Annotated in this window: 16 protein-coding genes; 11 read left to right on the top strand and 5 right to left on the bottom strand. The window is 60.8% G+C overall.

Features of this window, described 5'->3' with window-relative positions; genetic code table 11:
* Nucleotides 1–53: 53 nt before the first annotated feature.
* On the top strand, nucleotides 54–4,907 hold the full coding sequence (locus tag AC4CS3_RS01610; protein WP_490781923.1) for an NAD-glutamate dehydrogenase: 4,854 nt from the start codon (nucleotides 54–56) through the stop codon (nucleotides 4,905–4,907).
* Between the two features lie 30 nt (nucleotides 4,908–4,937).
* Nucleotides 4,938–6,407 carry a sensor histidine kinase gene (locus tag AC4CS3_RS01605; protein ID WP_490781922.1) on the top strand — a complete coding sequence of 490 codons (1,470 nt, stop codon included), beginning with the start codon at nucleotides 4,938–4,940 and terminating at the stop codon, nucleotides 6,405–6,407.
* 124 nt (nucleotides 6,408–6,531) lie between these two features.
* Here the strand turns inward: AC4CS3_RS01605 and AC4CS3_RS01600 are convergent, their stop codons facing one another.
* Nucleotides 6,532–6,780 (bottom strand): WhiB family transcriptional regulator, encoded by a 249-nt coding sequence (locus AC4CS3_RS01600; RefSeq protein WP_003804966.1) that lies wholly within the window; start codon nucleotides 6,778–6,780, stop codon nucleotides 6,532–6,534.
* 228 nt (nucleotides 6,781–7,008) lie between these two features.
* On the opposite strand from AC4CS3_RS01600, the gene AC4CS3_RS01595 reads away from it, so the two are divergent.
* A complete protein-coding gene (locus tag AC4CS3_RS01595; protein WP_490781921.1) occupies nucleotides 7,009–7,506 on the top strand; it encodes a hypothetical protein in 498 nt (165 codons plus the stop codon).
* A 24-nt stretch (nucleotides 7,507–7,530) separates the two neighbouring features.
* Here the strand turns inward: AC4CS3_RS01595 and AC4CS3_RS01590 are convergent, their stop codons facing one another.
* Entirely contained in the window at nucleotides 7,531–11,646 is a 4,116-nt protein-coding gene (locus tag AC4CS3_RS01590) for a type VII secretion EssC family protein (protein ID WP_490781920.1), read from the bottom strand.
* A 211-nt stretch (nucleotides 11,647–11,857) separates the two neighbouring features.
* Between AC4CS3_RS01590 and glf the strand changes: the two genes are divergently transcribed.
* From glf to AC4CS3_RS01565, 5 genes are all read left to right on the top strand, one after another.
* Entirely contained in the window at nucleotides 11,858–13,045 is a 1,188-nt protein-coding gene (glf, locus tag AC4CS3_RS01585) for a UDP-galactopyranose mutase (protein WP_345452988.1), read from the top strand.
* A complete protein-coding gene (locus AC4CS3_RS01580; RefSeq protein WP_490781919.1) occupies nucleotides 13,042–15,012 on the top strand; it encodes a glycosyltransferase in 1,971 nt (656 codons plus the stop codon). The genes glf and AC4CS3_RS01580 overlap by 4 nt, the downstream gene beginning before the upstream one ends.
* The gene (locus tag AC4CS3_RS01575; protein ID WP_490781918.1) at nucleotides 14,999–15,886 is read left to right on the top strand and encodes an ABC transporter permease; all 888 of its coding nucleotides are present in this window, start codon (nucleotides 14,999–15,001) and stop codon (nucleotides 15,884–15,886) included. Before AC4CS3_RS01580 ends, AC4CS3_RS01575 begins: the two co-directional genes overlap by 14 nt.
* A gap of 1 nt (nucleotide 15,887) precedes the next feature.
* A complete protein-coding gene (locus AC4CS3_RS01570; RefSeq protein ID WP_490781917.1) occupies nucleotides 15,888–16,640 on the top strand; it encodes an ABC transporter ATP-binding protein in 753 nt (250 codons plus the stop codon).
* 94 nt (nucleotides 16,641–16,734) lie between these two features.
* Entirely contained in the window at nucleotides 16,735–17,811 is a 1,077-nt protein-coding gene (locus AC4CS3_RS01565) for an ABC transporter substrate-binding protein (protein ID WP_345452999.1), read from the top strand.
* Nucleotides 17,812–17,990: 179 nt separating this feature from the next.
* Here AC4CS3_RS01565 and AC4CS3_RS01560 read toward each other — a convergent pair whose 3' ends face one another.
* Nucleotides 17,991–20,039, bottom strand: a complete 2,049-nt coding sequence (locus AC4CS3_RS01560; RefSeq protein WP_490781916.1) for a DUF6541 family protein — start codon at nucleotides 20,037–20,039, stop codon at nucleotides 17,991–17,993.
* Between the two features lie 279 nt (nucleotides 20,040–20,318).
* Between AC4CS3_RS01560 and AC4CS3_RS01555 the strand changes: the two genes are divergently transcribed.
* From AC4CS3_RS01555 to AC4CS3_RS01545, 3 genes are read left to right on the top strand one after another with little or no spacing between them, the layout of a single operon-like run.
* The gene (locus AC4CS3_RS01555; RefSeq protein WP_345453097.1) at nucleotides 20,319–21,110 is read left to right on the top strand and encodes a glycosyltransferase family 2 protein; all 792 of its coding nucleotides are present in this window, start codon (nucleotides 20,319–20,321) and stop codon (nucleotides 21,108–21,110) included.
* Nucleotides 21,107–21,526, top strand: a complete 420-nt coding sequence (locus AC4CS3_RS01550; RefSeq protein WP_345453005.1) for a DUF2304 domain-containing protein — start codon at nucleotides 21,107–21,109, stop codon at nucleotides 21,524–21,526. The genes AC4CS3_RS01555 and AC4CS3_RS01550 overlap by 4 nt, the downstream gene beginning before the upstream one ends.
* 3 nt (nucleotides 21,527–21,529) lie before the next feature.
* Entirely contained in the window at nucleotides 21,530–22,426 is an 897-nt protein-coding gene (locus AC4CS3_RS01545) for a glycosyltransferase family 2 protein (protein WP_441411666.1), read from the top strand.
* Between the two features lie 94 nt (nucleotides 22,427–22,520).
* Here AC4CS3_RS01545 and AC4CS3_RS01540 read toward each other — a convergent pair whose 3' ends face one another.
* Both AC4CS3_RS01540 and AC4CS3_RS01535 read right to left on the bottom strand, forming a co-directional pair.
* Nucleotides 22,521–23,972: a lipopolysaccharide biosynthesis protein gene (locus AC4CS3_RS01540; RefSeq protein ID WP_490781915.1), complete on the bottom strand. Its 1,452-nt coding sequence runs from the start codon at nucleotides 23,970–23,972 to the stop codon at nucleotides 22,521–22,523.
* A gap of 1 nt (nucleotide 23,973) precedes the next feature.
* Nucleotides 23,974–24,984, bottom strand: a complete 1,011-nt coding sequence (locus tag AC4CS3_RS01535; protein ID WP_490781914.1) for a glycosyltransferase family 2 protein — start codon at nucleotides 24,982–24,984, stop codon at nucleotides 23,974–23,976.
* Nucleotides 24,985–25,012: the final 28 nt, after the last annotated feature.

Here is a 25,012-nt window from a genome sequence, read left to right as displayed (position 1 = left end):
GCCATGTGGGCTGCAAGGACGCAGCAATTGAGATGTGATGGAGGCGTTTGTCGATGTCGTCAGGATCCAGCGTGGAGGATCGTTCTAAACCTGCAGTAGTCCGGGAAGGGTTCTTCGGGGACTACTACGAGCATCTCGCAGAGGAGGACGCCCGCGGATACGCTGCCGAGCAATTGACCTCCAGGGCAGCGGCACACCGCGAGGCGGGGCAGAGCCGCAAGCCGGGCACTGCCAATGTCAGGATTGCCAACGAGGGTGATCGCAGCATTCTGTACATCGTCACGGATGACATGCCGTTCCTGGTGGACTCGGTGAACGCCGAACTCGTTCGCCAGAACTGCGCTATCCGGCTCGTCATGCACCCACTCTTCGTGGTTTCTCGTGATCACGTCACCGGCGATCTGTCCGACATTGCCCGTGTGCCGTCGAACATCGGCATCTCAAGCGGTGACACCGCGGCGATGCCGAATATCGCTCATCTGATCTCGCAAGGTGACAACGTCTCCCACATGGAGTCGTGGATCGCCGTCGAAGTTGACAGGGTGGCCGACGACTTCCAGAAGGAGCTCGTTGACGGAATCCACCGCGTCCTGAACGACGTCCGGGCCGCCGTCGAAGACTGGCCCAAAATGCGCACAAAGGCGCTCGAGCTGGCATCGTCCCTGGACAAGGTGGCCCACCCGGAAGACATCGCGGAGCTCAAGCAAGCGCAGGACCTCCTGCGCTGGTTGGACAACGGCAACTTCACGTTCCTGGGTTACAGGGAATACGACCTCATCACCGAGAACGGTGAAGACGTCCTTGAGTTGCGCGAAGCGAGCGGTCTGGGACTCTTGAGGGCGGGGGACCACCCGCACCAAATCCAGCACCTTACCGACGCCGGACGCCGTAAGGCTCGCGAGAAGCGTGCCTTGGTGATCACCAAAGCCAACTCGCGGTCCACCGTGCACCGCCCCGCGTACCTGGACTACATCGGTGTCAAGAGCTTCGATGTTGCGGGCAACGTCAACGGTGAGCGCCGCTTCATCGGCCTGTTCGCCACGAGCGCGTACACCGGTTCCGTAAGGAACATCCCCATCGTTCGGGAAAAGGTCGACGCCGTGCTTCGCTCGGCCGGGTTCCCGCAGGACTCCCACTCCGGCAAGGACCTCGTCGGTATTCTCGAGACCTACCCCCGTGACGAACTCTTCCAGATCGAGACCGAGGACCTGGCAGCGACGGCTTTGGGCATCCAGCGTCTGCAGGAGCGGCGCCGCACGAAGCTCTTCCTGCGCCCGGATATCTACGGGCGGTTCATGTCGGCACTGGTCTACCTGCCCCGTGACCGCTACACCACTAACGTCCGGCAACGAATTGAACAGGAACTACGCGAGACCTTCGAAGCCGAGAGCATCGACTACGAGGCCCGGATCACGGAGTCCGCACTCTCAAGGGTTTTCTTCCGGATCCGGCTGCCGCGCGAGGCTGAGCTCCGCGACGTCGACGCCGGTGAACTCGAAAAGCGGCTTGTCCGGGCCTCGCGGTCCTGGGCTGAAGGTATTGCGGAGGTGCTCCGCGAGAACACCAGCGGTTTGGATGCCGAGCGATTGTCAGCCCTGTGGGCGGATGCGTTCCCCGCCGGCTACCGAGTTGACTACGAAGTCGAGGACGCCCTCAAGGACATTGAGCGTTTCGAGAAGTATGCCGCCACAACCGACCGCGACGCCGTCGCAGTCCAGACGGTCCCTGGAGTGCATGTCTACCTGCCCAACGGCGCCGGTGAGCTGCTCGAGGAGGATGCCCGCGTCAAGCTCTACCTTTTGGAACCGAAGAGCCTGAGCCAGATCCTGCCCTACTTCCACAATCTTGGCCTTGAGGTTCTCGATGAGCGGCCTTTCGAAATTGAGACTGCCGACCACCGGGACTTCTTCCTCTACGACCTTGGCCTGAAATACCCCACCGGTGTCGATGCCGTGGCTACCGGCCAGCTCTTGGCGGACTCCTTCAGCGCCGCGGTGACCGGTGCGGTGGAATCCGACAGTTTCGACCGGCTCGTGCTGCGGGAAGGTATCCACTGGCGGCAGGTTGTCATGCTCCGCGCCTATGCGAAGTACATGCGCCAGATGGGGAACACCAACTCCTTCGAGTTCATTGCGGACACTCTTCTCGCCAACCCTGAGGTTGCCCGCGGCCTGATTGACCTCTTTGGGGCCCGTTTCGATCCTTCTTCGCCTGACGCCGCGCGTCCGGCCCGCCAGGAGGGCGCGCGCGCCACACTGGCCGAAGCAATTGACCAGGTGGCCACGCTCGACGCCGACCGGGTACTGCGGACTTTCGTTAACCTCATTGAGTCGACGCTGCGAACGAACTACTTCCAAGGCAAGTCGTACGTCAGCTTCAAACTCGATCCGACCACGATCGACGGCCTGCCGTTCCCGCGGCCGAAGTACGAGATCTGGGTGTACTCGCCTCGCGTTGAAGGCGTGCACTTGCGCTTCGGCAAGGTGGCCCGTGGCGGTTTGCGGTGGTCCGACCGCCGCGAAGATTTCCGGACCGAGATTCTCGGGCTCGTCAAGGCACAGACGGTGAAGAACGCCGTGATTGTGCCGACCGGTGCAAAGGGCGGATTCTTCGCGAAGCAGCTTCCGGATCCGGCACTTGACCGTGCCGCTTGGATGGCCGAAGGCATCGAAAGCTACAAGACCTTCATCCGCGGACTGCTCGACCTCACTGACAACCTCGTGACCACGGCAGACGGCGAGAAGATTGTGCCGCCGTCGGACGTTGTCCGTCAGGACGACGACGATTCGTACCTGGTGGTGGCAGCGGACAAGGGCACGGCAACTTTCTCGGACACCGCGAACGGCCTGGCCGCCGAGTATGGATTCTGGCTGGGGGACGCATTCGCTTCCGGTGGCTCCGTAGGATACGACCACAAGGCCATGGCCATTACGGCCCGCGGTGCATGGGAGTCGGTCAAGCGCCACTTCAGTGAGCTGGACCTTGACACCCAGACTGAGGAATTCACTGTGGTCGGCGTCGGCGACATGTCCGGCGACGTGTTCGGCAACGGAATGCTGCTTTCCCGGCACATCCGCCTGCTGGCCGCCTTCGATCACCGCCACATCTTCCTGGACCCGACGCCGGATGCGGCTTCGTCCTTCGGCGAGCGGCAGCGTCTCTTCGAGCTTCCCCGCTCCTCCTGGGACGACTACGACCGCTCGCTCATCAGCGCAGGTGGCGGGGTCTACCCCCGCCAGGCCAAGGTCATCCCGATCTCGCCGGAAGTCCGCCGTGCCCTCGGCCTGCCGGACGGAACCGTTCAGCTGAGTCCTCCTGAACTCCTGCGTGCAATACTCCTGGCTCCGGCCGATCTCCTCTACAACGGCGGGATCGGAACGTACGTCAAGGCCAGCACCGAGTCCCACGCCGAGGTGGGAGACAAGGCGAACGACGTCATCCGCGTGAACGGACGGGAGCTCCGTGTCAAGGTCGTTGGCGAAGGCGGAAACCTCGGAATGACGCAGCGCGGACGCATCGAAGCTGCCCTGCAGGGTGTCATCCTCAACACCGATGCAATCGACAACTCTGCCGGCGTCGATTGCTCCGACCATGAAGTCAACATCAAGATCTTCGTCGACCGGATGGTTGCCGCAGGAAAACTGGATGCTTCCGAGCGCACATCCTTCCTCGCCGACATGACCGACGAGGTCGGACGCCTCGTGCTCGAAGACAATATCGATCAGAACATCCTGTTGCTCAACGACCGCACGCGTGTCGCCGAATGGAGCCCGAGCTACGAGCGCCTGATGGACTGGCTCGAGAAGTCCGCCGACCTCAAACGGGACCTCGAAGCGCTGCCGACCACCGAGACGCTTCGCGAGCGGCTGGAACAGGGCCAGGGCCTGACGTCCCCGGAACTGTCCGTCCTCGCCGCCTACGCCAAGATCGAATTGGGCTCCGCCTTGCGGGACAGCGATCTGGCTGACGATCCTTGGTTCCGTAAGACGATTCGCTCCTACTTCCCGAAGCAGCTCCGAGAACGGTTCGACGCCGAACTGGACACCCATCCCTTGCGTCGCGAGATCATCGCGACCGTGGTGGCCAACGACATGATCAACCTGGGTGGCATCACCTTCGCCTTCCGCACCATGGAGGAGACCTCGGCTACCGAGGTCGCCGTCGCGAAGGCGTTCGTAGCCCTCCGTGAGATCTACGAACTCGATTCGATGGTGCGGGAGCTCAATGCCCTGCCCGCTTCGTTCCCCACGGAACACTGGAGCACCGTCCACCTCGACATCCGAAGGCTTCTTGACCGTGCGGTCCGCTGGTTGCTCAGCCAGGGCAACGCCTCGAAGCCGATCTCGGAGATCGTCGCGGAATTCAAGCCGATGATGGATCCGATGCGGGCCAGGGTGCTCGACTACTTGCGCGGCAGCGACAAAGAGCGCGTTACCGGCTGGCTCGAAAAGGCGCGCTCGTGGGGCCTTCCCGACACGCTCGCCCATCGCTGGGCCGAGCTATTCGAGAGCTTCGTGCTCTTGGACATCGCCAAGATCACGCACAGCCGCGACGCCCGTGTGGAAGAGGTCAGCCACGTCTACTACACGGTATTCGACCGCTTCCACGTCGATTCGTTGCTGGAGCGGATCACAGCACTCCCGCGCGATGACCGCTGGCAGGCGCTTGCCCGGGCGGCCCTGCGCGACGACCTCTACTCGACCGCAGCGGACATGACGACGTCGGTGCTCGAATCGACCGACGCCGGCCTCGACGCCGAGGCCCGTTTGCGGGCCTGGGAAGGCATCAATGCCGAGCAATTGGGCCGCGCGAAGAGCATGTTCGACGAGGTCAACGCGCTGGAGGCCGACGACATGGCTTCTCTGTCGGTAGCATTGAGGCTCTTGAGGTCAATCGTTCGACGCTAGGGACAAGCCCGGGCGTTATATGGAGGTGCAGTGGCAATCTTTACAGACCCCATCAGGGAGCACGCTGATTTCGGGCCTGGAGATGCCGAATGGCTGCACCTCCTGGTCGGCGACTGGCAGATGGTCGCCGACCTGGCGTTCGCGGACTTGGCCCTATGGTTTCCGCATCCTGAGTTCGGTTACATCGCGCTTGCTCACGTGAGGCCGTCGACGAGCCACACGGTGTTTCATGCGGACTTCGTCGGGGAAGGCATCCGCTCGGATCTGCGACCGATAGTCGACAAAGCGTGGTCCAGCCGTTCCATCGAACGCTCCAGCGAAACGAGCTGGAGCAGCGAGATGGCCCTGAGGGTTGAAGCGGTGCCCATGGTCAGGAACGGACGGACCCTTGCCGTCGTCACGTCGCATATGGACCTTTCCAGTTCACGGATGCCTTCCCGCCTGGAGCTTACGTACAGGCAATGCGCCTACGATCTGCTCCGGATGGGAACGCTGGGCCTCTGGCCGGACTTCGCTTCACCGACGGGTTCGCGCCGTGGCGCTCCCCGTGTGGGTGACGGCCTGATCAGGCTCGACGCCGACGGCATCGTGCAGTACGCGAGTCCGAACGGCGTCTCCGCATTCCGTCGCCTCGGCGAGGTGGAAACCTTGGAAGGACGGTCCCTCGCGGAAGTAACCGCAGGACTCCTCAAGGACCGGCGGATGGTGGACGAGACGCTGCCGCTGGTCGTTACTGGTCGGATGCCGTGGCGGAGCGAGATCGAGTCCCGCGGTGTCAGCTTGTCGTTGCGCGCGATTCCATTGCGCGACGAGAAGCATCGCTTCGGAGCCTTGGTACTGTGCCGCGACGTGTCAGAACTGCGACGCCGCGAGCTCGAGCTGGTGACCAAGGACGCGACGATTCGTGAAATCCACCACCGCGTCAAAAACAACCTGCAGACGGTGGCTGCTTTGCTGCGCATGCAGTCGCGACGGATGGTCAGCGACGAGGCGAAACAAGGCCTGGAACAGGCAATGCGGCGAGTGGCGACAATTGCGTTGGTACACGAGACGCTTTCACAAGGGCTCACGCAGAGCGTTGATTTCGATGAACTCATTGGACGTCAGTTCCGGCTCTCGGCAGAAGTAGCGTCCCCTTCGCAGCACGTCCGGACTGAGCGCGCCGGCCTGTTCGGCGAATTGCCGAGCGACTTTGCCACGCCCCTTGCGCTGGTCATCAATGAGCTCGTGACAAATGCCGTGGAACACGGCCTTGAAGGACGGGCCGGAACGGTATGGCTAATGGCGGATCGTTCCACGGGGGAGAGCGGCGATGAACTCCTCACGGTGACAATCGCCGATGATGGCGTCGGGCTGCCCGAGGGGTCGTATACCGAGGGTCTAGGCCTTCAGATTGTGCGGACTCTTGTCACGAGCGAGTTGGGTGGCAGCATCCAGTGGCGGCCGCGCGACGGCGGTGGCACCGCCGTCGAGATCGTCCTGAACCTGGTGAGGAGCTGACGCCCGCCGCTGGCGGCGCGCTCTATCTCTGACCGCGGTCAGAAATGCGGAGATGGCCCGGACCTATCGGTCCGGGCCATCTTCGTGTGTTCTCTTAGGCTCTGTGCTTCGCGGGCCCAGTCGCTTAGGAAGCGCGGCGGGCGCGTGCGGCGCGTCGCTTGAGTGCGCGTCGCTCGTCCTCGCTCATGCCGCCCCAGACGCCAGCGTCCTGGCCCGATTCAAGGGCCCACTGAAGGCATGTGTCCACAACGGGACAGCGACGGCAGACACTCTTTGCTTCCTCGATCTGGAGAAGCGCAGGGCCGGTGTTGCCTACGGGGAAGAAAAGCTCCGGGTCCTTGTCGAGGCAGGCTGCGCGGTTACGCCAATCCATGCTGATCAGTCACTCCATTCGTGAGTACTAGTTAAGCCTTTTGTGAAAATATTCACGAGAGGCTTCATAGGAAAGGGGACCCATTGGGCCCCCTTGGTCGTCTGAGTCAAGCGTGTCATGTTAACGCCATGTAAACAAGGGGTTTTAGCGTTTGAAACCGTGAGCGATGCATCACATTGGCCACCGGTCTACTCACAGGTACTCGACTATGTCCGGTATTGTGCCAATGTGTCAAGACCCCCTCTGAACCCTAACCATGACCCAGCAACGCCCGGCGACGACGGCCAGGGGACCGGCAGCGACAACATTGGCCAGGCATCCGGCGGAGGGCCGCGCCCTGTAGGGATCGTTGTTATTTCCATCGTGGTTGTGCTGGAAGCCCTCGCACTGTTGGCCGCCGGAGCCCTGTATGTATACGAGCTGGTGACCGGGGCTCCGGTGGCCTCATTCTGGGGAGCCGTGTTTACCCTTGGCCTTTTGCTGGCCTTTTCTGCATTGTTGTTTGCCGTGGGCCACTTCCTGTTCCGTGGCTACCGTTGGACCCGGGCACCCGCGTTGGTTGCCCAGCTGTTCGCCCTGACGATCGGCTTTCCCACCATGACCGGAGGTCTGGTTCTGGCCGGCCTTGCCATGGTGGTGCCGGCTTTGGCCGGAATTGTCTTTTTGTTCGACAAGCGGGTCATTGCCTTTGCCTCCCGAGCGGGCGGATCCCGCGCCGCCCTCTGACTCTTTCACTTTGGGTGCGGCTTCCTAGCCCGGAGCGGCGATCTGGACAGTGCGTGTTCGTCCATTCTCGATGAGGACAGCACGACCCGGAGGCGGCGCCTGATCGACGTCGACGCGCACGCCAAAGAAATCTCCGGCCGTGGGAGGCCCATTGCCCAGGAGAATTCCGCTTCCGTGGTTTCGGGCCAGGGAAGCAAGGGGCGTCCGTTGCAGTAGGGCAGGGCTGCCCGCGGTTGCCACCATGGAGAAACCCATACCGGGAAGTTCGGCCAGGAGGACGGCGGTTTCGCTCGTGAGGCGTTCGATGTCGTCCACGAGGGGGATGACTTCTGTTCCCACGAGCCTGCGGCTTGCTTCCCGGTGGAATTCGGCCCAAAAGGCGTCAGGATCGGCCCCTTTGGGTGATGTCCACCATTGATGGCCTGGATTGAGCATGGCCAAAGCGGCCAGAAGCGACGACTTGCCGGAACCGGGGGTGCCGAGGGCGAGGAGGACGCCTCCGCGCGGCAGCGTGATCCAAGCAGGTTCTTGTTCATCCCCTCCAACCCCAAGGAGCACCGACCCGGGCACCCGGGCACGGGACAGGGCAGTAGCATCGCTTCGGCCATCCGCAATGAGATCCGAAGCCCGGATGAATTGCGGCAAGGGATCCACCCGGATTGGGCGCCGTGCAGGCTCGGGGGGCACGCAGTACGGCCAAGCCGCGGTTGGCGGCGGCTCGACAAGCTGCGCAACTGCAGTGTCAACCCCGAGCAAGTTGCCACTTACGACCGCCCGACCCTTCAGGGGCTTCATTGCCGCAAAACGGGGCCACGACAACCGCCCTTCTTCTGTGGTCCCGGTGGGAAAGTATGCGCGGTTGGGGATTGATGCGAACATGCGCGAGGTGGTCAGTTCGCGGTCGCCCGTGACAAGAACAGCCAGTCCTGCCTTCTGTCCATCGCGGACGAGGGCGTGGACAACGTCTTCGGCCCAGGCCAGCGGTCCGGCGCGTAACTCAGAGACCCACGAACCCCAGTTCGAAATGACCAGCAAAAGCGGGACTTGCCCGGCGGCGGTTCCCCGGGATTGCCGCGCCGACATCTCAGCTGCGAGCCTCTCCAGGATGCGAACGCCCCTTCTGATGTCGTTGGGGGAGGCAACGGCCCCCACGCGTCCCTGGGCGGCCACGTCGGCCAATGAACCGTCACCGTCGAGGACATAGAGATGGAGTTCTTCGGCACTTCCAACAAGCTGCGCAGCCGCTGCCCGACACGTATCTTCAGTTCCGCTTCCAGGAGGGCCAACGAGTCCAAGATTCCCGTGGACGAAAGGAGTCCAGCACAGGCCGGCACATCGTTGTTGCGAGGGCAAATCTGCCAAGCCAAGGTAGGCGGTCGGGCCTGCCAGCGTACGGCTTGCCGCGTGCTTGCCCATCATTGCTGCGATGCCAAGGGATTCGGGAAGCGGGACGGACTCTGGAAGCGGATGCGCAACAGGTCTCCTAAGCGGTGTACTCCCCTGGATGTCCCAAACCCGGTTGAGTGCCTTGATAATGGGGCGGGCGGCTTCTGCTGGCGTTGCAATCGCACCCTGAGTCTCCGCCAACGCGGTTTCAGACGAACCGCTGAAGCGGAGCGACCCCGCTGCCGGCAACGAAATGGCCTTTGCGTGCGCCCGGGCTTTTTCGCTGCCCGAGAGGGTTGCTGACTGAAAGGGCTCGGCATCTTCCACTCCGCGAACCATAAAGGCGCGGCCAGGCAGGGACACCGGAATCGAGGCCGCTGCCGGCGAGTTGATGACGTCCCGGGATTCCATTTCTGATTGGACGCGAAGTGCAATGCTGGTAGTGACGTTGGCCCGGATGTCCGCACTCAGTGCACCTTGCGGACGTTGTGTCGCCATGATCAGGTGGATGCCCAGAGACCGGCCCAGGGTGGCGATCCGCATCAATTCGGCCAAGGCATCCGGGGCGTCTTCAATGAGCATCCTGAATTCGTCGATTACAAGCACCAGACGGGGCAGTACCGGAAGGTGGCTTCTCCGACCCGCCCCGCCCCCGGTTCCTCGGGCTTTGGCCCAATACGCGGGCAAATCAGGGACACCGGCCTTCGCAAGGCTCCCTTCCCGCATCCGAACCTCGGCGCGGAGGGAGGAGAGGGTACGTTCAAGCTCGTGTTCACTGAGGTCCGTAAGCATCCCGACGCAGTGCGGAAGGTCTGCCAACGGCCCGAGGCCCGAACCTCCCTTGAAATCAACAAACAGGAAGTTGACCCTGTCCGGGCTGTGTTTCAGCGAGATCGCGGCCACAATCGTGCGCAGAAGCTCTGACTTTCCCGATCCCGTAGTTCCGGCAACGAGGAGGTGCGGGCCGTCCGAAACCAGGTCCAGCGACCGGGGCCCGTCGGCTCCTTGCCCGATAACCGCGGATAGCCCTCCGCGTGCTGAAGAAGCGCTCCAGCGGGCCGCGATGCTCGAGGGCTCAGCGGGAAGCAATTCGGCAAGTTGGCAGGTAGAGGGGACAAGCGGCGCCCTTTCTTTCGCTAGACGGGGCAATCTTGCCAATGAGCGGCAGTAGCGGTCGAAGACCGGGTGCGGCACAAGGTCAGGGTCAAATTCCGTTTCTGAATGGCACGAATGAAGGATTGCGCGCTTGTTCCAGAGCTCGACGGCGGAACCGCTTTCGTCGCCCCTCGCGGTGCCTTGGAAGATTCTCCAGCCGGATTCGATCGCCGCCAGCCGGAGTGGGTCGACGGCGGGATCACGTTCGGGCCCCACCAGAAACAGTGCTCCCGGTTTATCCGCGAGCGCGGAAAAAGCAGCCGCGGCTGAAGAGGCGTCCGTGGTCAACGTGATGCCGGGGAGGAACCGGGCGCTTGACGGCAAGTGGGCTAGCGGTCCGTGTATGAGGACGGGAGCGTCGCTTGCGCCCGGAAAAGCTGCCAGCTGCATGAGCAGAAATCTGAACATTCCTTGCACCTTGGCTTCGGGTCCCGTGAGGGAAACGGCCTGGATAGAGGGATCCAGAACTACCGGAACGGGGCCCAGCTGCGGTGGCTGAAAGCCCGGGTCCGCGGGATCGAGGGCAACCCTGGCGTTCTGCGGACAGGTGCCGAGCCGGAGCGACACATCGCGGCAACCCGCCGTCCCTTTGGTTGCCCCCGAGGCTTGCACCGTGCTGGCTCCTTGAGCTGTGCCGGATCCTTGCGTTGTGGTGGTTCTTGGCAGCGCCAGCCGCATTCGCCCGTGTTCCCTTGAGGGGAAAGCTGCCGAGTTGACGGCGAAGGCGAGCTCAGCGGCGGACGGAGAACACCGCCGTCGTCGGGCCCGGTCTTGTTCGACGGCCGCCGCGATCGCGGCAGCCAGAAAGCGGCGCTCGCGTCTCCCCGAAATTGCGGGTGCGAGGACCGCGATCGCAGAAATTGCCGTGAATCCGAGGAACATCCACATGCCAGTGGCCAGAGCCATTCCAACTCCCAGCAGGAACGGGAGCCCGGCCGTGAGGAGAAGTTGCGTGCGGCTGCCCGCATCGTGGCGCCACGGGACCAGGATCGGCTCGGCGACGCCCTGGCCGGCTGCCCCCAGCGACTCCGCTCCGTATTCTTCGTCGCCGAAGACAATTGACATGACAGAGCCGCCACATCGGATCCTGGAGGCGGTCGAGACAGGGGCGGAGCGGACTTTGCGTCCATCCACGACCGTTCCGTTCGCGCTCCCGTTGTCGCTTATGGTGACCGCTGTCTCGGAGATCGTCAGAACGGCGTGATCCCGCGAAACATCAGGATCCGGGAGGCAGACATCGGAGTTGCTCCGGCCGATCCTGTATTTGCCCCTTTCCAGCGGTATGACCAGGCCCGCGGCCGGACCGGCGTGCACCAGCAACGACAACGCCGCGGGACTGCGATAGCGATCACGGGTGTCTTGCGCCTCCGAATCGGCCCCGCACACCAACACAGCCCCCGACATGAGCGGCGCCGAGCCAACGGTGAGACCGCCGAGTGGCAGTCCCTCGACCGCAAGTTTTCCAGATCCGAACTCCGCCGCGACGGCGGCCTCGACGACGGCGCCAGGGGTGCCGTTGCCCGCGGCTATGGTCAGTTCGATGGGTCCGCCTTGCCGTAACGCCAACGGGCCCCAGACGAGGGTGCAATGGAATGCCACTGTGTCCGCTCCTTCGGTTCGCGCGGCTTCTGTTCGTCCACGATATTTGTGATGATCACCCCGTGTTCCAAGCCAGTTGACGTATGTGGAAAACGTTGCACCTATCAGGGCTGGCAGGGACCGGCCCGAAAATCGGCGCGCCATCTCGGGTAGGCTTGACCTGCAGCCAATGCACATCATTGGGCTGCCCGCATTCGAACCAGGAGTATTTGTGACCGCTGACCTCGTCATCGTCGGGTCGGGCTTTTTTGGCCTGACAATCGCAGAACAGGCCGCCACTGAGCTGGGCTTGAAGGTTGTTGTCATTGACCGCCGGCATCACATCGGCGGCAACGCCTACAGCGAAACGGAAGAGAAGACCGGAATCGAGGTGCACCGTTATGGTGCACACCTTTTCCACACCTCGAACGAGCGGGTGTGGGAGTACGTCAACCGGTTCACGACCTTCACGAACTACGTGCACAAGGTGTACGGCGTGCACAAGGGTGAGGTGTATTCCCTCCCCATCAACCTGGCGACGATCAACCAGTTCTTCCGGGCCAACTTGACTCCTAGCCAGGCGCAGGACCTGATCAAGGAGCAAGCTGGTGAACTCGCGGGAACCGATCCGCAGAATCTCAATGACAAGGGCATCCAGCTGATCGGTCGCCCCCTGTACGAGGCATTCATCAAGCACTACACCGGCAAGCAGTGGCAGACCGACCCCAAGGACCTCCCAGCGGAAATCATTTCTCGCCTTCCTGTCAGGTACAACTACGACAACCGATACTTCAACGACAAGTACGAAGGCCTGCCGACCAACGGGTATACGGCGTGGATTGAGAAGATGGCCGAGCACCCGAACATCGAGGTACGCCTGAACACGGACTTCTTTGACGAGTCGCACGAGTATTCAAAAAACAAGGTTGTCGGCAAGATTCCCGTCGTCTACACAGGACCCGTGGACCGCTACTTCGACTTTGTCGCCGGAGATCTGTCCTGGCGCACCATCGACTTCGAAGAGGAAGTCCTGGACATGGGAGACTTCCAGGGAACGTCCGTTGTCAATTACAACGACGACGACGTCCCGTTCACCAGGATCATCGAACCGCGCCATTTCCACCCGGAGCGTGGCTACCAGACGGAGAAAACCGTCATCATGCGCGAGTTTTCCCGGTTCGCCGAAAGCGGCGATGAGCCGTACTATCCGATCAACACCCCGGATGACCGCGAAAAGCTGCTGAAATACCGCGATCTCGCAGCCGCTGAAAAAGACGTGCTGTTCGGCGGACGCCTAGGCACCTACAAGTATCTCGATATGCACATGGCCATCGGTTCGGCTCTCTCCATGTTTGACAACAAGGTCCGTCCGCATTTCGAAAACGGCGCGGAAATTGAAAGCGGAGGAGTGGACGCGTGAGTCCCACGACGACTGCCGAGCTTCAAAGGGTCGTCTTCCCGTCCCCGGGTGAGCTGGACGCCGTTGAACTCTATGTCGACGCCGGAAGTTCGGTTGGCACCCAACTCGTCGAGGACGACGGACTCTACCGACAGCCCAAGCTTCCGGAAAACAAGCTGCATCTAGTTGGTTCGAGCCCGCTGGAGGCTCATCATGAGGACTTCCTCTCGCGCACTTCCGCGAAGGTACGCGCCGGACAGCACGTTTCATTCGGTACGTATTTCAATGCATTTCCTGCCAGCTACTGGCGTCGATGGACAGCTGTCCGCTCGGTTCGGCTGCACGTCCGCACCGAGGGCTCAGGAACGGTGCTGGTCTACCGCTCGAACGCGCGCGGGATGCCTCAGCGTCTGAACTCAATCCACGTCGAAGGGTATAACGAGCTCGAGCTCGAGCTGTCCCTGGAGACGTTCGGCGACGGCGGCTGGTACTGGTTTGAGTTGGTTGCCGGCGCGTCAGAATTGACCTTGCTCGGCGCCGAATGGGCAACGCGGGAGTCTCCGCGGATTCCTGCGGGAGAAGTCGCAACAGTCCAAATCACCACCATGAACAAGCCGGACTTCTGCATCGCGAACGCCCGTATTCTTGGCGGAAGCTCCAAGGCGCTCGAGAGCGTCAAGGAAGTGTTGATTGTGGACCAGGGCACGAACAAGGTCTCGGCAGCCGAAGGATTCAATGACGTCAAGGATGTGTTGGGTCGCAAACTACGGATCGTGGAGCAAGCCAACCTTGGCGGTGCGGGAGGCTTCTCGCGGGGGATGGCGGAGGCTGTCCAGAACGACAGCAGCTTCGTCGTGCTTCTCGATGACGACGTCGTGGTGGAACCTGACAGCATTGAAAGGCTCATCACTTTTGCGCGCTTCAGCAAGAAGCCGACAATCGTTGGCGGTCACATGTTCGATCTTTACAGTCGGACGACGTTGCACACCTTCGGTGAAGTGGTCGACCCCTACAGGCTGAGCTGGGTAAGCCCGGATGACGCCCTTGAGTATCGCCACGACTTCAGACACCGTAATTTGCGGCAAACCCCTTGGATGCACCGTCGTGTCGATGTTGATTTCAATGGCTGGTGGATGTGCCTGATACCGACTGACATCATCCGGGAGATAGGCCTTTCCCTGCCTGTCTTCATCAAATGGGATGACGCCGAATATAGCTTGAGGGCGAAGCAGGCCGGGTACGCGACCGTCTCCCTGCCTGGCGCCGCCCTGTGGCATGTGTCGTGGATCGATAAGGATGACTCTCTGGGATGGCAGGCCTACTTCCATGAACGCAACCGATTGATCGCGGCCCTTCTTCACAGCCCTTTCCCCAAAGGGGGGCGGGTATTGCGGGAGTCGTTCCAGAACAACGTCAAACATCTGATCTCCATGCAGTACTTCGCTCAGGAAGCACGCATCATGGCGATGCGGGACGTCCTGCGCGGACCGGGGAGCCTCCACGCTGAATTGGCAAGCAAGTTGGCCGAAGTTAATGAGCTGCGTTCCCGCCACACAGAGGCGCAAATCAAATCCGACGTGGACGAGTTTCCGGCTGTGGGCCTCAATGGGGGAGGCCGAGGAGGCGCCGCGGGGATGCCGCCCAAAAAGGACCTCGTGAAATGGGCAGCGAAGACGGTCCTTCGCCAGATATTCAAGAAGCCGGATCCTTCATCGCTGGAGCGGCCCCAGGCCCATTTGGCGCACAGGGAAAATCGTTGGTGGAGGCTGTCCTCATTCGACAGCGTCCTCGTCTCCAATGCCGAAGGCACCGGAGTGTCCTGGTACCGCCGGGACCCCAAGCGGTTGAGGAGCCAGATGCTGGAAGCGGCCAAGCTCCAGAGCGAACTGTACCGTCGATGGGATCAACTCTCCGCCGAGTACAAGGCGGCCTTGCCGGAGATCACTTCCTTGGAGTCCTGGAAGGCCACTTTCGATGTCAGCGGGTAGGAATCCCAATAGCGTGTCGACTCAACTCATAAAACCAGGCCATGGCCGTGGACTATTTGACGTGTATTCCAACCGGTTTCTATTGAAGCTGCTGGTCCGAAAAGAGATCAAAGTACGATACCGGGGTTCGGTATTGGGACTGCTTTGGTCTTATGTCAAACCACTGATGCAGTTTCTTATCTACTTTGTAGCGTTGGGGATTTTCCTCAATCTCCAGCATGGTACACCGAACTATTCGATCTATCTGTTTGCAGGAATTGTCTTCGTGAACTTTTTCACGGAGTCTTTGGGAAATGCGACCCGTTCCATTCTTGACAATAGGGACTTGATTCGGAAGATATATCTGCCGAGGGAATTGTTTCCCGTAGCGACGGTCCTGGTGTCGGCAGCGCATTTCCTTCCTCAATTGGCAGTCCTTGTCGGTGCCTGCTTGCTCGCAGGCTGGCAGCCATCCCTGATCCAGCTGCTGATGGTGATTGTTGCGTTCATTATGGTTGCAATTCTTGCAACTGGACTCGGTCTCCTCTTCGGAGCGGCGAATGTGTACTTCCGTGATTCCGAGAACATTGTCGACATGATCCTGATGGTTGTGACGTGGGCCTCGCCGGTTCTCTACATCTGGACGATGGTGCAACGGGTCATGGGGCCCTGGTACTGGATCTACCAGATGAATCCACTGACTGTCGGCGTCGAGATCTTCCACTGGGCCTTTTGGTATCCGACTTTGACGGCGGACCAGATTGGGCTTGCGCCTTTGCCGCCGGATCTCCTCGGATTCTGGCTGCCGGTTGCAATTGCAATTTCCGTTGCCATCCTGTTCCTGGGCCAGTCTGTATTCCGCAAGCTCTCCATCCATTTCGCACAGGAGCTCTAGATTGTTTCAAATTGACGAGTTGGCAATTACGTGTGTAGGTATCCGTAAGCAATTCGTGCTCCGTCACACGCGTTCCCTGAAGGAAGCCCTCGTCTGGTTCATTCGTGGACGCAAGGGTGACCTATCGAGAAAATTTGATGCCTTGAAGGACGTCTCCCTTGACGTTCGTCATGGGGAGACAGTTGCTCTTCTCGGGCTCAATGGGTCCGGAAAATCAACGCTGCTCAAGCTGATCTCCGGAGTCCTCCAACCAGATGGCGGGACTGTCCTCACCCGCGGGCGCGTAGCCGGCCTGATTGAGGTCGGGGCTGGCTTCCATCACGATCTCAGCGGGCGCGACAATGTGTATCTCAATGGCGCAATTCTTGGAATGACCGAGCGAGAGATCGACGAAAAGTTCGCCTCGATCGTGGAGTTCTCCGAAATTGGCGAGTTCATCGACACCGAGGTGAAGTTCTATTCGTCGGGCATGTATCTTCGGCTCGCTTTCTCTATTGCCGTGCATACAGATCCTGAAGTGTTCCTCATCGACGAAATCCTCGCTGTTGGAGACGAACCATTCCAGCGGAAGTGCATCGCCAAGATCAAAGAGTTGGCCGGCAAGGGAAAGACCCTCTTTGTGGTCAGCCACGACCTTGACCTTGTGGCGACCATTTGCGAACGGGGCGTCCTTTTGGAACACGGCCACGTCGTCATGGACGGTGAAGTCCATGAGGTGGTCGCTGAACTCAGGCAGCGGTCCAAGGCCGCTTGAGTCATTGAAGCGGAGACCCCGCTCGCACGAGACTATTGACAAATTGCCCTTGGGGCTGAAGCACGGGCCTCAAGGCCGAACGGGAAGGGACCACATGAAGCAACCAAATGGAGGCTCAGGCGACCATCTGGGTCGTCGTGGGTTCCTGGCGGCCGTCGCCGTGTCGCCGCTCCTGCTCTCAGGTTGTTTCGGTGGAGCGGCGTCGCAGGGATCGGCTGACACTGGCAATTTCCCCGTCACGATTCCGCATTTGTTCGGCGAGACTACTGTGACCAAGGTACCGACCAGAATTGCGACGCTTGGTTTCGCGAGCCAGGATGCCTGCGTCGAACTAGGAGTCGTGCCGGTCGGCGTTCCGGCCTATGAAGCGCGTGGCTTCGGGACCAGTCTGTGGTTCGGCAAGGCGATTACTTCAATGAACGCGGTCATGCCGACTCAATATCGGGAAGTGGATGGGCCGCCCTATGACTCCCTCAAGTCGCTGAAACCTGACCTTATCCTGGCCGTCAACTCGGGCATCACACGGGACGAGTATGACACTCTGAGTAAAATCGCCCCGGTTATCGCTTACCCCGGGACTCCCTTTGGAACTGACTGGCGGACTACGACACTCACCGTGGGCAAGGCCATCGGCCGCTCCCAGGCTGCCAAGGAACTGGTAGCGAATATTGAAAAGGAAATTGCGAAGGCCAAGTCCAGCTACTCGGACCTTGCGGGCAGCAGCTTCCTTTACCTTGGTGCCAGCTCCGTGCCCGGCGCGGACTTTGAAGTCTATGACGAGAACTCGAATCCAGTTCGGATTCTTGAGGACTTTGGAGTTGTTCCTTCACCGTCACTGGACAAAGTCAAAGCCCAAGGAAAGCGGCAGATCGTGCGTTACGGTGTGAGCCCGCTGTTGTGGGAATCCCGGCGCGGGGGCGAATTGCAAGCCGATATAGACGTAGTCGCCGTGAACATGTCCGAACGGGCGGACATCGCCAAGAACGGGGTGCTCGACGTCCTGCCGGCAGCCAAACGGAATTCACTGGCCGTCGTTCAGAATTCCGACGACGCATTGGCTCTCCTGGAAGCTTCGCCCCTGGGCGTCAAGTGGGTTCTCTGGACCGTCATGCCCGAACTGGCCAGGGCGGCCTACCAAGCGAAGCACGGTAGCGGGGCTGCTGGTTCCTGATACTCGACATTGTTCGGCCAACGCGGCGGTCAACAGGAGTCGAAACTGGCCTGTGCCCGGACAACCGGGCGCAGGCCAGTTTCATGTGTTGGGCGCGGCGGATTGCGGGTTCGGTACCAAAATCCTAGGGGTTGGGTCAATGAGCGGTCATCCAGCCTGCTACGAAGCCGATGGCCCGGTCACTTGTCGCAGGCTGTTGTACGCACCAGGCGTACCTTTCCGGAGGTCGCGAGCACCTGGATATCCGGTGCCGATCCGCTCGTCAGGTCAGCAAGACCGGGGAACGGATCCTCGGTAGGAATTACCGTCTTGGTGCCGAAATCGAGTGCCCAGTAAGCGTTGAGTTCTTTGATGACGGGACAGACGTCCTTATTGAAGGCGGCCTCGTCCCAATGATCCAGCAACAGCTGCTCTTTCTCGGTCCGTTCGCCGAAAATGTGTGGTGCGAGCGGCTGTCGATCGGCCAAAGCGTAAACCAATGAAGCGCCGGTGAGGGGGTTGCCGACGACGACTCCATCCTTGGGGACTAGGGCATCGACTTGCTTCAACAACGCCAATTTGTCGCTATCCACGAGATCAGAGGTGGCCGACACCCGGAACGCGTCGCCAAGCCGTTGCTGGACAGGCGCCAACGTTCCGCCTTGGGAGGCAACTCCCAGCACTCCGAGGGCAACCCAAATCACTGCAACATAGCGGCGACCAAGTTGGACCCGGCTGCGACCGGCGTCGGCCATTTCCCCGTCAACGGATGGTTCCTTGCGGATCCGGCGTTTCGAGACAAGTTCCAGGAGGGCCCTGAAGCGCCACAGCAGCCATTCCGCACCAAAGACAATAATCGGAAAGCTCGCCACCGGGAGCAATGCGGCCAAGCGGAAGCTGTCGTTGTACCACACGCCCGTGAGCAGTGTCCTGAAGGTGCCGGGTGGCCAGCTGGAGACCACCATGTAGAGGACAGCAGCCACCAGATAGACACCCAGGACCCACCACGTCCGGCGGAGGTTGCGTGCGATGACATACAAGCCTATGACGGTCAATATGGCGAGTATCCAGGCCGCCGTGGTGCCCATGGGCGCGCTACTCAGGATTTCGCCAAGTGCCCGGGAGTTGGACTGGAAGGGGGTCCAGGGCGCTGCACCAAGGCCCGGCCGCAGAATCATCCACGTCACGACGGCTGCTCCAAAGTATGCGACGCTCAGAAGAGCCCAGACGATCACCGCGCGTCTGGATCCGGCGCCTTCCCGCCATTCAAGGAAGAGTTTCACAAGACGTCCCAGCACTACTGGAGCGGTGAATCCAATAAGGGCGACCATTGCACTCGGATGGGTCAGAACCATGCCTGGAAACGTAGCGCACAAAGCCAGCAGCGGAGGCCAGATTGAAGTTGCCGGCATCCTCGAGAGACCAAACAACTCGATCACCAACCCGAATACCGCCGGTAGCAGTGCGATCGCTGCGTTGTTGGGATATAGCACGCCGAATCCAACCAGCAGGTAGGGGAAGGCGCTGAATCCTGCGGCCAGGACTCCCGTGGCGATCAACGGCACGGGCCGGTAGCCCACGATCCGCGACACAAGGAACATGCAGCCGAGCGGCCAAACCAAGGCCCCGATGACGATCGTCCCGACGTTGACACTGGCGGGGACAGAAGCGCCGGTCAGCATCTGGAGGAGCGCCATCATGTCATGCATGCCGGCGGGGTAAAAGTACCGTGAGGCTTCCGTGAGGTTGCCGAGGGTAAGGGACGAGCCGTTTTGCGTCTGAACGATGTGGTGGACGGCGTTGAGGTGATAGACGTTGTCAAAGGTCTGGGAGAAGTTTTCGGGACTTCCAAAGCCGGTGATGAACCGACCTGCAATCACAACCGCCCCGAACGCAACGCCCAGTGGCACCGCGAGGATTGCGGTCCAGCGACCAAGGTCGTGGGCGTTCAGGGGCCCGTTGTTGGCTAGATTCCCCCAGGTTTTGCCCCGCCGGGTCCACCAATACCGGGCGGCGAGAACCAGGAGGGCGAGAACCACGCTAACGGTGAAGTAGACGGCCGGCGTGTAGGGAAGGTGCAGGAAAGGTGCGACGACGGCGGTGCACGACGCGATCGTCGTGGATACCGGCGCGGCAAGCGCCACCAGGTTCAGGCGCCGGACTCCTGCAGCCCCGAGCACCAACAACCCGGGAAGAACGTAGATCAATGCTGCCATGGCGAAAATCGGAATGGTCTGCCACCAAGTCATCGATCAAAGCTCCTTATCGGGTATAGCCAACCTAACAATTATGCAGGGTGGGGAATGGACGCGCGTCCAGCAGCGGCCTGCACGCAAGTCCTCGCGGGCGAGATCCATGGATCCGGGAAGCGGCGAGCCGGTTCGGTGAGGAGGTACTCCTGTAGCCCGAAACCTTCCCCCCTTTGGCGACCGCTGGCTGCCGCGAACATGGCGCGCGGGGATTGTGCGCCTGTCAGAAGCCGGGAGGATGAAGGTGCCGACCATGTGGGATAGGTATACTTGACCATCATGGCAACTACAACGCACTCAGACGCGCTGATTATCATGCCTTCCTGGAATGAAGCTGAAGCAATTGGTGCGACTATTCGGCAGGTGCGTGAGGCGGTACCCCATCACGACATCCTCGTAGTCGACGATGGATCCAAGGACGAAACTGCACGTATCGCGGCAGAGGCCGGGGCCGCCGTCGTCATTCTGCCCTTTAATCTGGGGGTTGGCGGCGCGATGCGGGCCGGCTTCAACTATGCGCTGCGTCACGGATACACGCGCGCCATTCAGGTTGACGCCGACGGACAGCACGACCCGCACGATATCGACAGAGTGCTGGCGGGCCTTGAGCATGCCGATATTTCGATCGGTGCCCGGTTCGCTGGACGCGGGAACTACAGTGCCAAGGGGCCGCGTCGATGGGCGATGAACGCCTTGGCCAAAGTAATCTCCGGAGTGGCTAAAACCACGCTGACTGATGTCACCAGCGGATTCCGTGCCGCCAATCTGCGTGCCCTTCACCAATACATGGAACATTTTCCGGCAGAGTATCTCGGCGACACGATCGACTCACTGGTCGTAGCAATAAAGTCCGGCTGCAAGGTGACTCAGGTTCCAGTGGAAATGAAGGTCCGCCAAGCCGGAACGCCGAGCCACAGTCCTTGGAAGGCAACCATCTACCTAGCTAGGTCGGGCCTTGTGCTGTGCTTCGCGCTGGCCAGGCCTCGGACCAAACTGAGTCAGGAATTCCCTGCACCGGAAGTCCTCCAGGAAGCCGCTGAGGGATCGGCGCAGAGAGGAACGGCCACATGAGCGTGGCGTTTTCGATTGTCATCTCGATTGGCATGGTCCTTGCCGTGCTCATCATGCTGCGGGCGGGAAAGCTTCGCGAGAAGTATGCCATCCTCTGGCTCGTCGTCGGTGGACTTACGATCGTCCTCGGGTTCTTTCCGAGCCTGCTTGATTGGGCCGCCGGACTAGCCGGCGTACGTGTTCCTGCCAACCTGCTTTTTGCCTTGTCCATCGTGTTGCTGGTGGGTGTGGGCCTGCACGTCTCGCGCGAATTGACCATCCTCGAGGATGAAACACGCACGTTGGCGGAAGAACTGGCGATACTGCGCAACGCAGTAGAGCGGCTTGAGTCTTCGCGGCAAGAGAACGTGCCCTTTGAACAAACTGAAAATGTGAACGACTATCAGGCCAAAGGCCTCAAAACCCCGAAGAGGTAGACCTTGACCATTGACGTAATGTTCCCGTACTACGGCGATGTGGCCATGATGAAAGCCGCCGTTTCGTCCATTCTGGCGCAAGAGGACCGGGATTTCCGCCTCACCATCGTGGATGACGGATATCCCGACGAAACTCTTCCCGCGTACTTCCAGGGACTTATCGATAGCGACGACCGGGTGCGGTACTACCGCAATGACACGAATCTCGGAGCGAACGGCAACTACAAGAAGTGCCTCTCGCTCGTAGAGCACGACGTCGTCGTGGTCATGGGCGCCGACGACATCATGCTTCCTAACTACATCGGTACCATCCGCAAGGCGTTTGATAATCCGGAAGTGTCAATTGTCCAGCCCGGCGTCGAGGTCATCGACGAAAACGGGACCGTCTACCTTCCACTCGGTGACAAGGTCAAGGATCGCCTGCGCCGCATGGTGGTCGGTGGCTCTGAGCTGGCCATTTTGTCGGGTGAACCGATTGCCGAAAGCTTGATCACAGGTGACTGGCTCTATTTCCCTTCTGTGGCTTGGCGGGCGAAGGCAATCCTCAAGCACGACTTCCGCGAGCAGTACAACGTAGTCCAGGACATCGCGCTTGCGATGGATATCATCATGGACGGCGGCAAGATGCTCGTCACTGACACCGTTTGTTTCCAGTACCGTCGCCATCGCGAATCGGACTCGTCCGTGCGTGCGCTGGATGGTCGCCGTTTCGTCGAGGAACGCGCATTTTTTGATGAGTGTGCCCGTGACTTCGCGGCGCTTGGGTGGACAAAAGCTGCCCGTGCGGCCCGTCTGCACGTCACGTCCCGCTTGAACGCCCTCGTATTGACTCCCAAGGTTGTTCAGAAGCGGATGTGGCCCGGGCTGAAGAAGCTCTTGGCTCATTCCGTGCGTCCGTAGTAGCCAGAACAGCGCTACGGGCCTGTTCGCGGAAACCCAGTTGCGCCCGGCCGGTTAATCCGGCCGGGCGCAACTGTTTAAGCGAATCGGCGTCCTAGGTAACGTCGGACTGTCGCTTCTCCTCCGCGCTAAGGGCAGATTGACGACGCTTGAGGAACAGGAAAGCCGCCGCCCCGGCCATAAGAAGCGCCGCTAGGCCAAATGTCACAAGGCCCGTCACGAAGTCAGTGGGCAGTGAAAGCATGATCGCCGTAATGCCCGCAGTCACCGCAAGCCCTATGAGCAGGGGGCGAGCATGGACCAGCCCTTTCCCATATCGGCGGGCTACCAGCAGATAGATAGCACCAAGGGCGGCGAAGCAGGAAACTTTGACCAGACCGACAAAGAACAAGGACTCGGAGGACGCAGGCCAAGACATGGCCAGAAGTGCGACTCCAGCGGTGAGAGGCGTGATCACGGCCAGTAGCCTCGTCTTGCCGACCGCCACCATTTGGGTTGTGGACATGAGGAAAACCACGTAACCCATGGCAATCGATGGTAGAAGCCTGGCCAACTGAAACTGTTCAACGGTTGGTGACTTGACCAGGATGTTCGTCGCAAAGACAGCCGCGGAGCTGCCGGCGAGGGCCAAAGCCACACCCACCACGGCACCTTCCCGCTGCGTTCTTTTGACGATTCCATGCGGGTCCTTGCCATGTTGTGAAAGAACCTGCGTGTCCCACACATTTGATAGAGCGAGAACAACGGCAAGCGGCCCGAGTGCCATCGGAAGGACGGCGCCGTATTTTCCGTAGAGGGCCGGTCCATGCATGGTCGTAAGAAGGAACGATTCGCCCTGCAGCATGAGCACCAGGGCGATACTGTGCGGCAGGACCGGCATCGAGGTCTTGAGCGCGCTTTTGATCACACGGGGGAACTCGAAAGGAGCACCTGGTCGGACCGCCACCGCGCTCCATAGGGCCGTGATCAGCACAATGATGGAAAATGCCCCGAGATAGCTGGCCGCCGTCGGAGAAAGAAATGTGACGGCACCAAGCCCTGCGAGGTGGCCGAGGGTCTGCGCCCCGATGGTAATTCCGACGAAAAGCGAGGCGCGATGTTCTGCCCGGAGAACGGCGAGGCACATCTGGATGCACCCCAACAGTCCCACGGATAGCAGTGCGAGCAGGACCGACAGTTGATCCGTGAACTGCCCCGACACAAGGGCGACTGCGCCTGCACATGCAACGGCTAGTACACCGAGTCCAGCGCTCTGCAGGATGCCGAATCCCGCGAGAGAGCGCGCGTGCTTGGGCCCGATCCCGGCCTCAAAATAGGTCCGGGTGATAATAAGCGGTAATCCCGCAAGAATCACGATGAGGCCTACGGATATCAGAGATATCGCGAACGACACCCGACCCCACTGCTCCGGACTCAGAATTCGTTGAACGAAGGGTTGGGTAAGCAAAGGGCCGGCAGCCTGTGCGACGGCCGCCAACAAATAGAGGAACCGATGGTGGCCCGGGGGAGTCAAGCTGCTGCTGGCCACGGAGACGGGTGCAGCCATCCTAGGCTCCCAGCTCATAGGTACGGGCGACGTAGCGCCGATATAGCCATGCGTAAATCCGAGGCGCCACGCGGGCCACCAGGGCTGAAATACCGATCAGGGGGGCCGTTCGGACTACATCGGGCAGGTCCGTCATTTTGACGTTGCGGCGCAGGACTCTTCGCAGCTCGCGCAGAACGGCGGGTTCTGCATCACCGGCGATCGCATTCGACAAGACAACGACTGCCAAGGTTGCCCTCATGGTCCGCCAAGATTTTCCACTGACTTGCGGGGCAACATCGGGATTCAGGCCCTCACGAATGTGTGCCTCGGTGTCATGTACAAAATCGGCCGTCAGCCGCTGAGTCCACGTTGTTGACTGTCCATTGATGGAATAGACGTGCACCGGTTCGGGGCTGAGGACCACCTGCTTGCTATAGGAGAAGGCGCAGGCATTGAAAATGATGTCCTCGTAGCGGCGGATGTCTTCCCTGAAGCTGACCGATTGAAGCAACTGGCGGCTGTAGATCTTACCGTGCGTGTAGTTCCAGATCCGTTCCTGCAAGAGTCCTTGGACAGCTTCCACCCCCGTCATCGACCCGGTTTGGGAGTCAGGACGGGGAGAGAGCCGGCCGCTGTCTGTGCGAGCAATGTGGGCCCCTCCCACAATGTCGACTGGCCCCCCGGCAGCTAGTCCGAGGAGGTGGGTCAGCGCACCCGGAAGCAGTTCGTCATCGCAATCAAGAAACATGATGAATTGTCCGCTGGCCATCCGGACGCCGTCATTCCGGACGGCGCTGGGTCCACGGTTTTCCGCCTGGACGACCAGAGTGATCCGGTGGTCCGCCGTGCGGGAGATGTAGTCTCGGACGATCTCCGGGCCCGCGTCGCTTGAGCAATCGTCAACGACGAACAGCTCCCAGGCGGCATGGGTCTGTGCCCGCACACTGTCAAGGGCGCGCTCGATTCGGTCTGCGCCATTGTAAAGAGGCACCACGATGCTGACTTGCGGGCTAAGGGGTGAGGGGGGCATTCATTCTCCAGGGTAATCTGCGCAACAA

The sequence above is a fragment of the Arthrobacter sp. SE2 genome, from assembly GCF_058244265.1.
The sequence above is the reverse complement of the archived record's forward strand: the minus strand, read 5'-3'. Positions and strand labels throughout refer to the sequence as shown.

Coding starts and splice junctions, on each gene's coding strand:
- AC4CS3_RS01610 (WP_490781923.1), top strand. CDS start 54: ATGTCGTCAGGATCCAGCGTGGAGGATCGTTCTAAACCTGCAGTAGTC.
- AC4CS3_RS01535 (WP_490781914.1), bottom strand. CDS start 24,984: ATGCCCCCCTCACCCCTTAGCCCGCAAGTCAGCATCGTGGTGCCTCTT.
- AC4CS3_RS01560 (WP_490781916.1), bottom strand. CDS start 20,039: ATGACTTGGTGGCAGACCATTCCGATTTTCGCCATGGCAGCATTGATC.
- AC4CS3_RS01600 (WP_003804966.1), bottom strand. CDS start 6,780: ATGGATTGGCGTAACCGCGCAGCCTGCCTCGACAAGGACCCGGAGCTT.
- AC4CS3_RS01555 (WP_345453097.1), top strand. CDS start 20,319: ATGGCAACTACAACGCACTCAGACGCGCTGATTATCATGCCTTCCTGG.
- AC4CS3_RS01565 (WP_345452999.1), top strand. CDS start 16,735: ATGAAGCAACCAAATGGAGGCTCAGGCGACCATCTGGGTCGTCGTGGG.
- AC4CS3_RS01575 (WP_490781918.1), top strand. CDS start 14,999: ATGTCAGCGGGTAGGAATCCCAATAGCGTGTCGACTCAACTCATAAAA.
- AC4CS3_RS01540 (WP_490781915.1), bottom strand. CDS start 23,972: ATGGCTGCACCCGTCTCCGTGGCCAGCAGCAGCTTGACTCCCCCGGGC.
- AC4CS3_RS01550 (WP_345453005.1), top strand. CDS start 21,107: ATGAGCGTGGCGTTTTCGATTGTCATCTCGATTGGCATGGTCCTTGCC.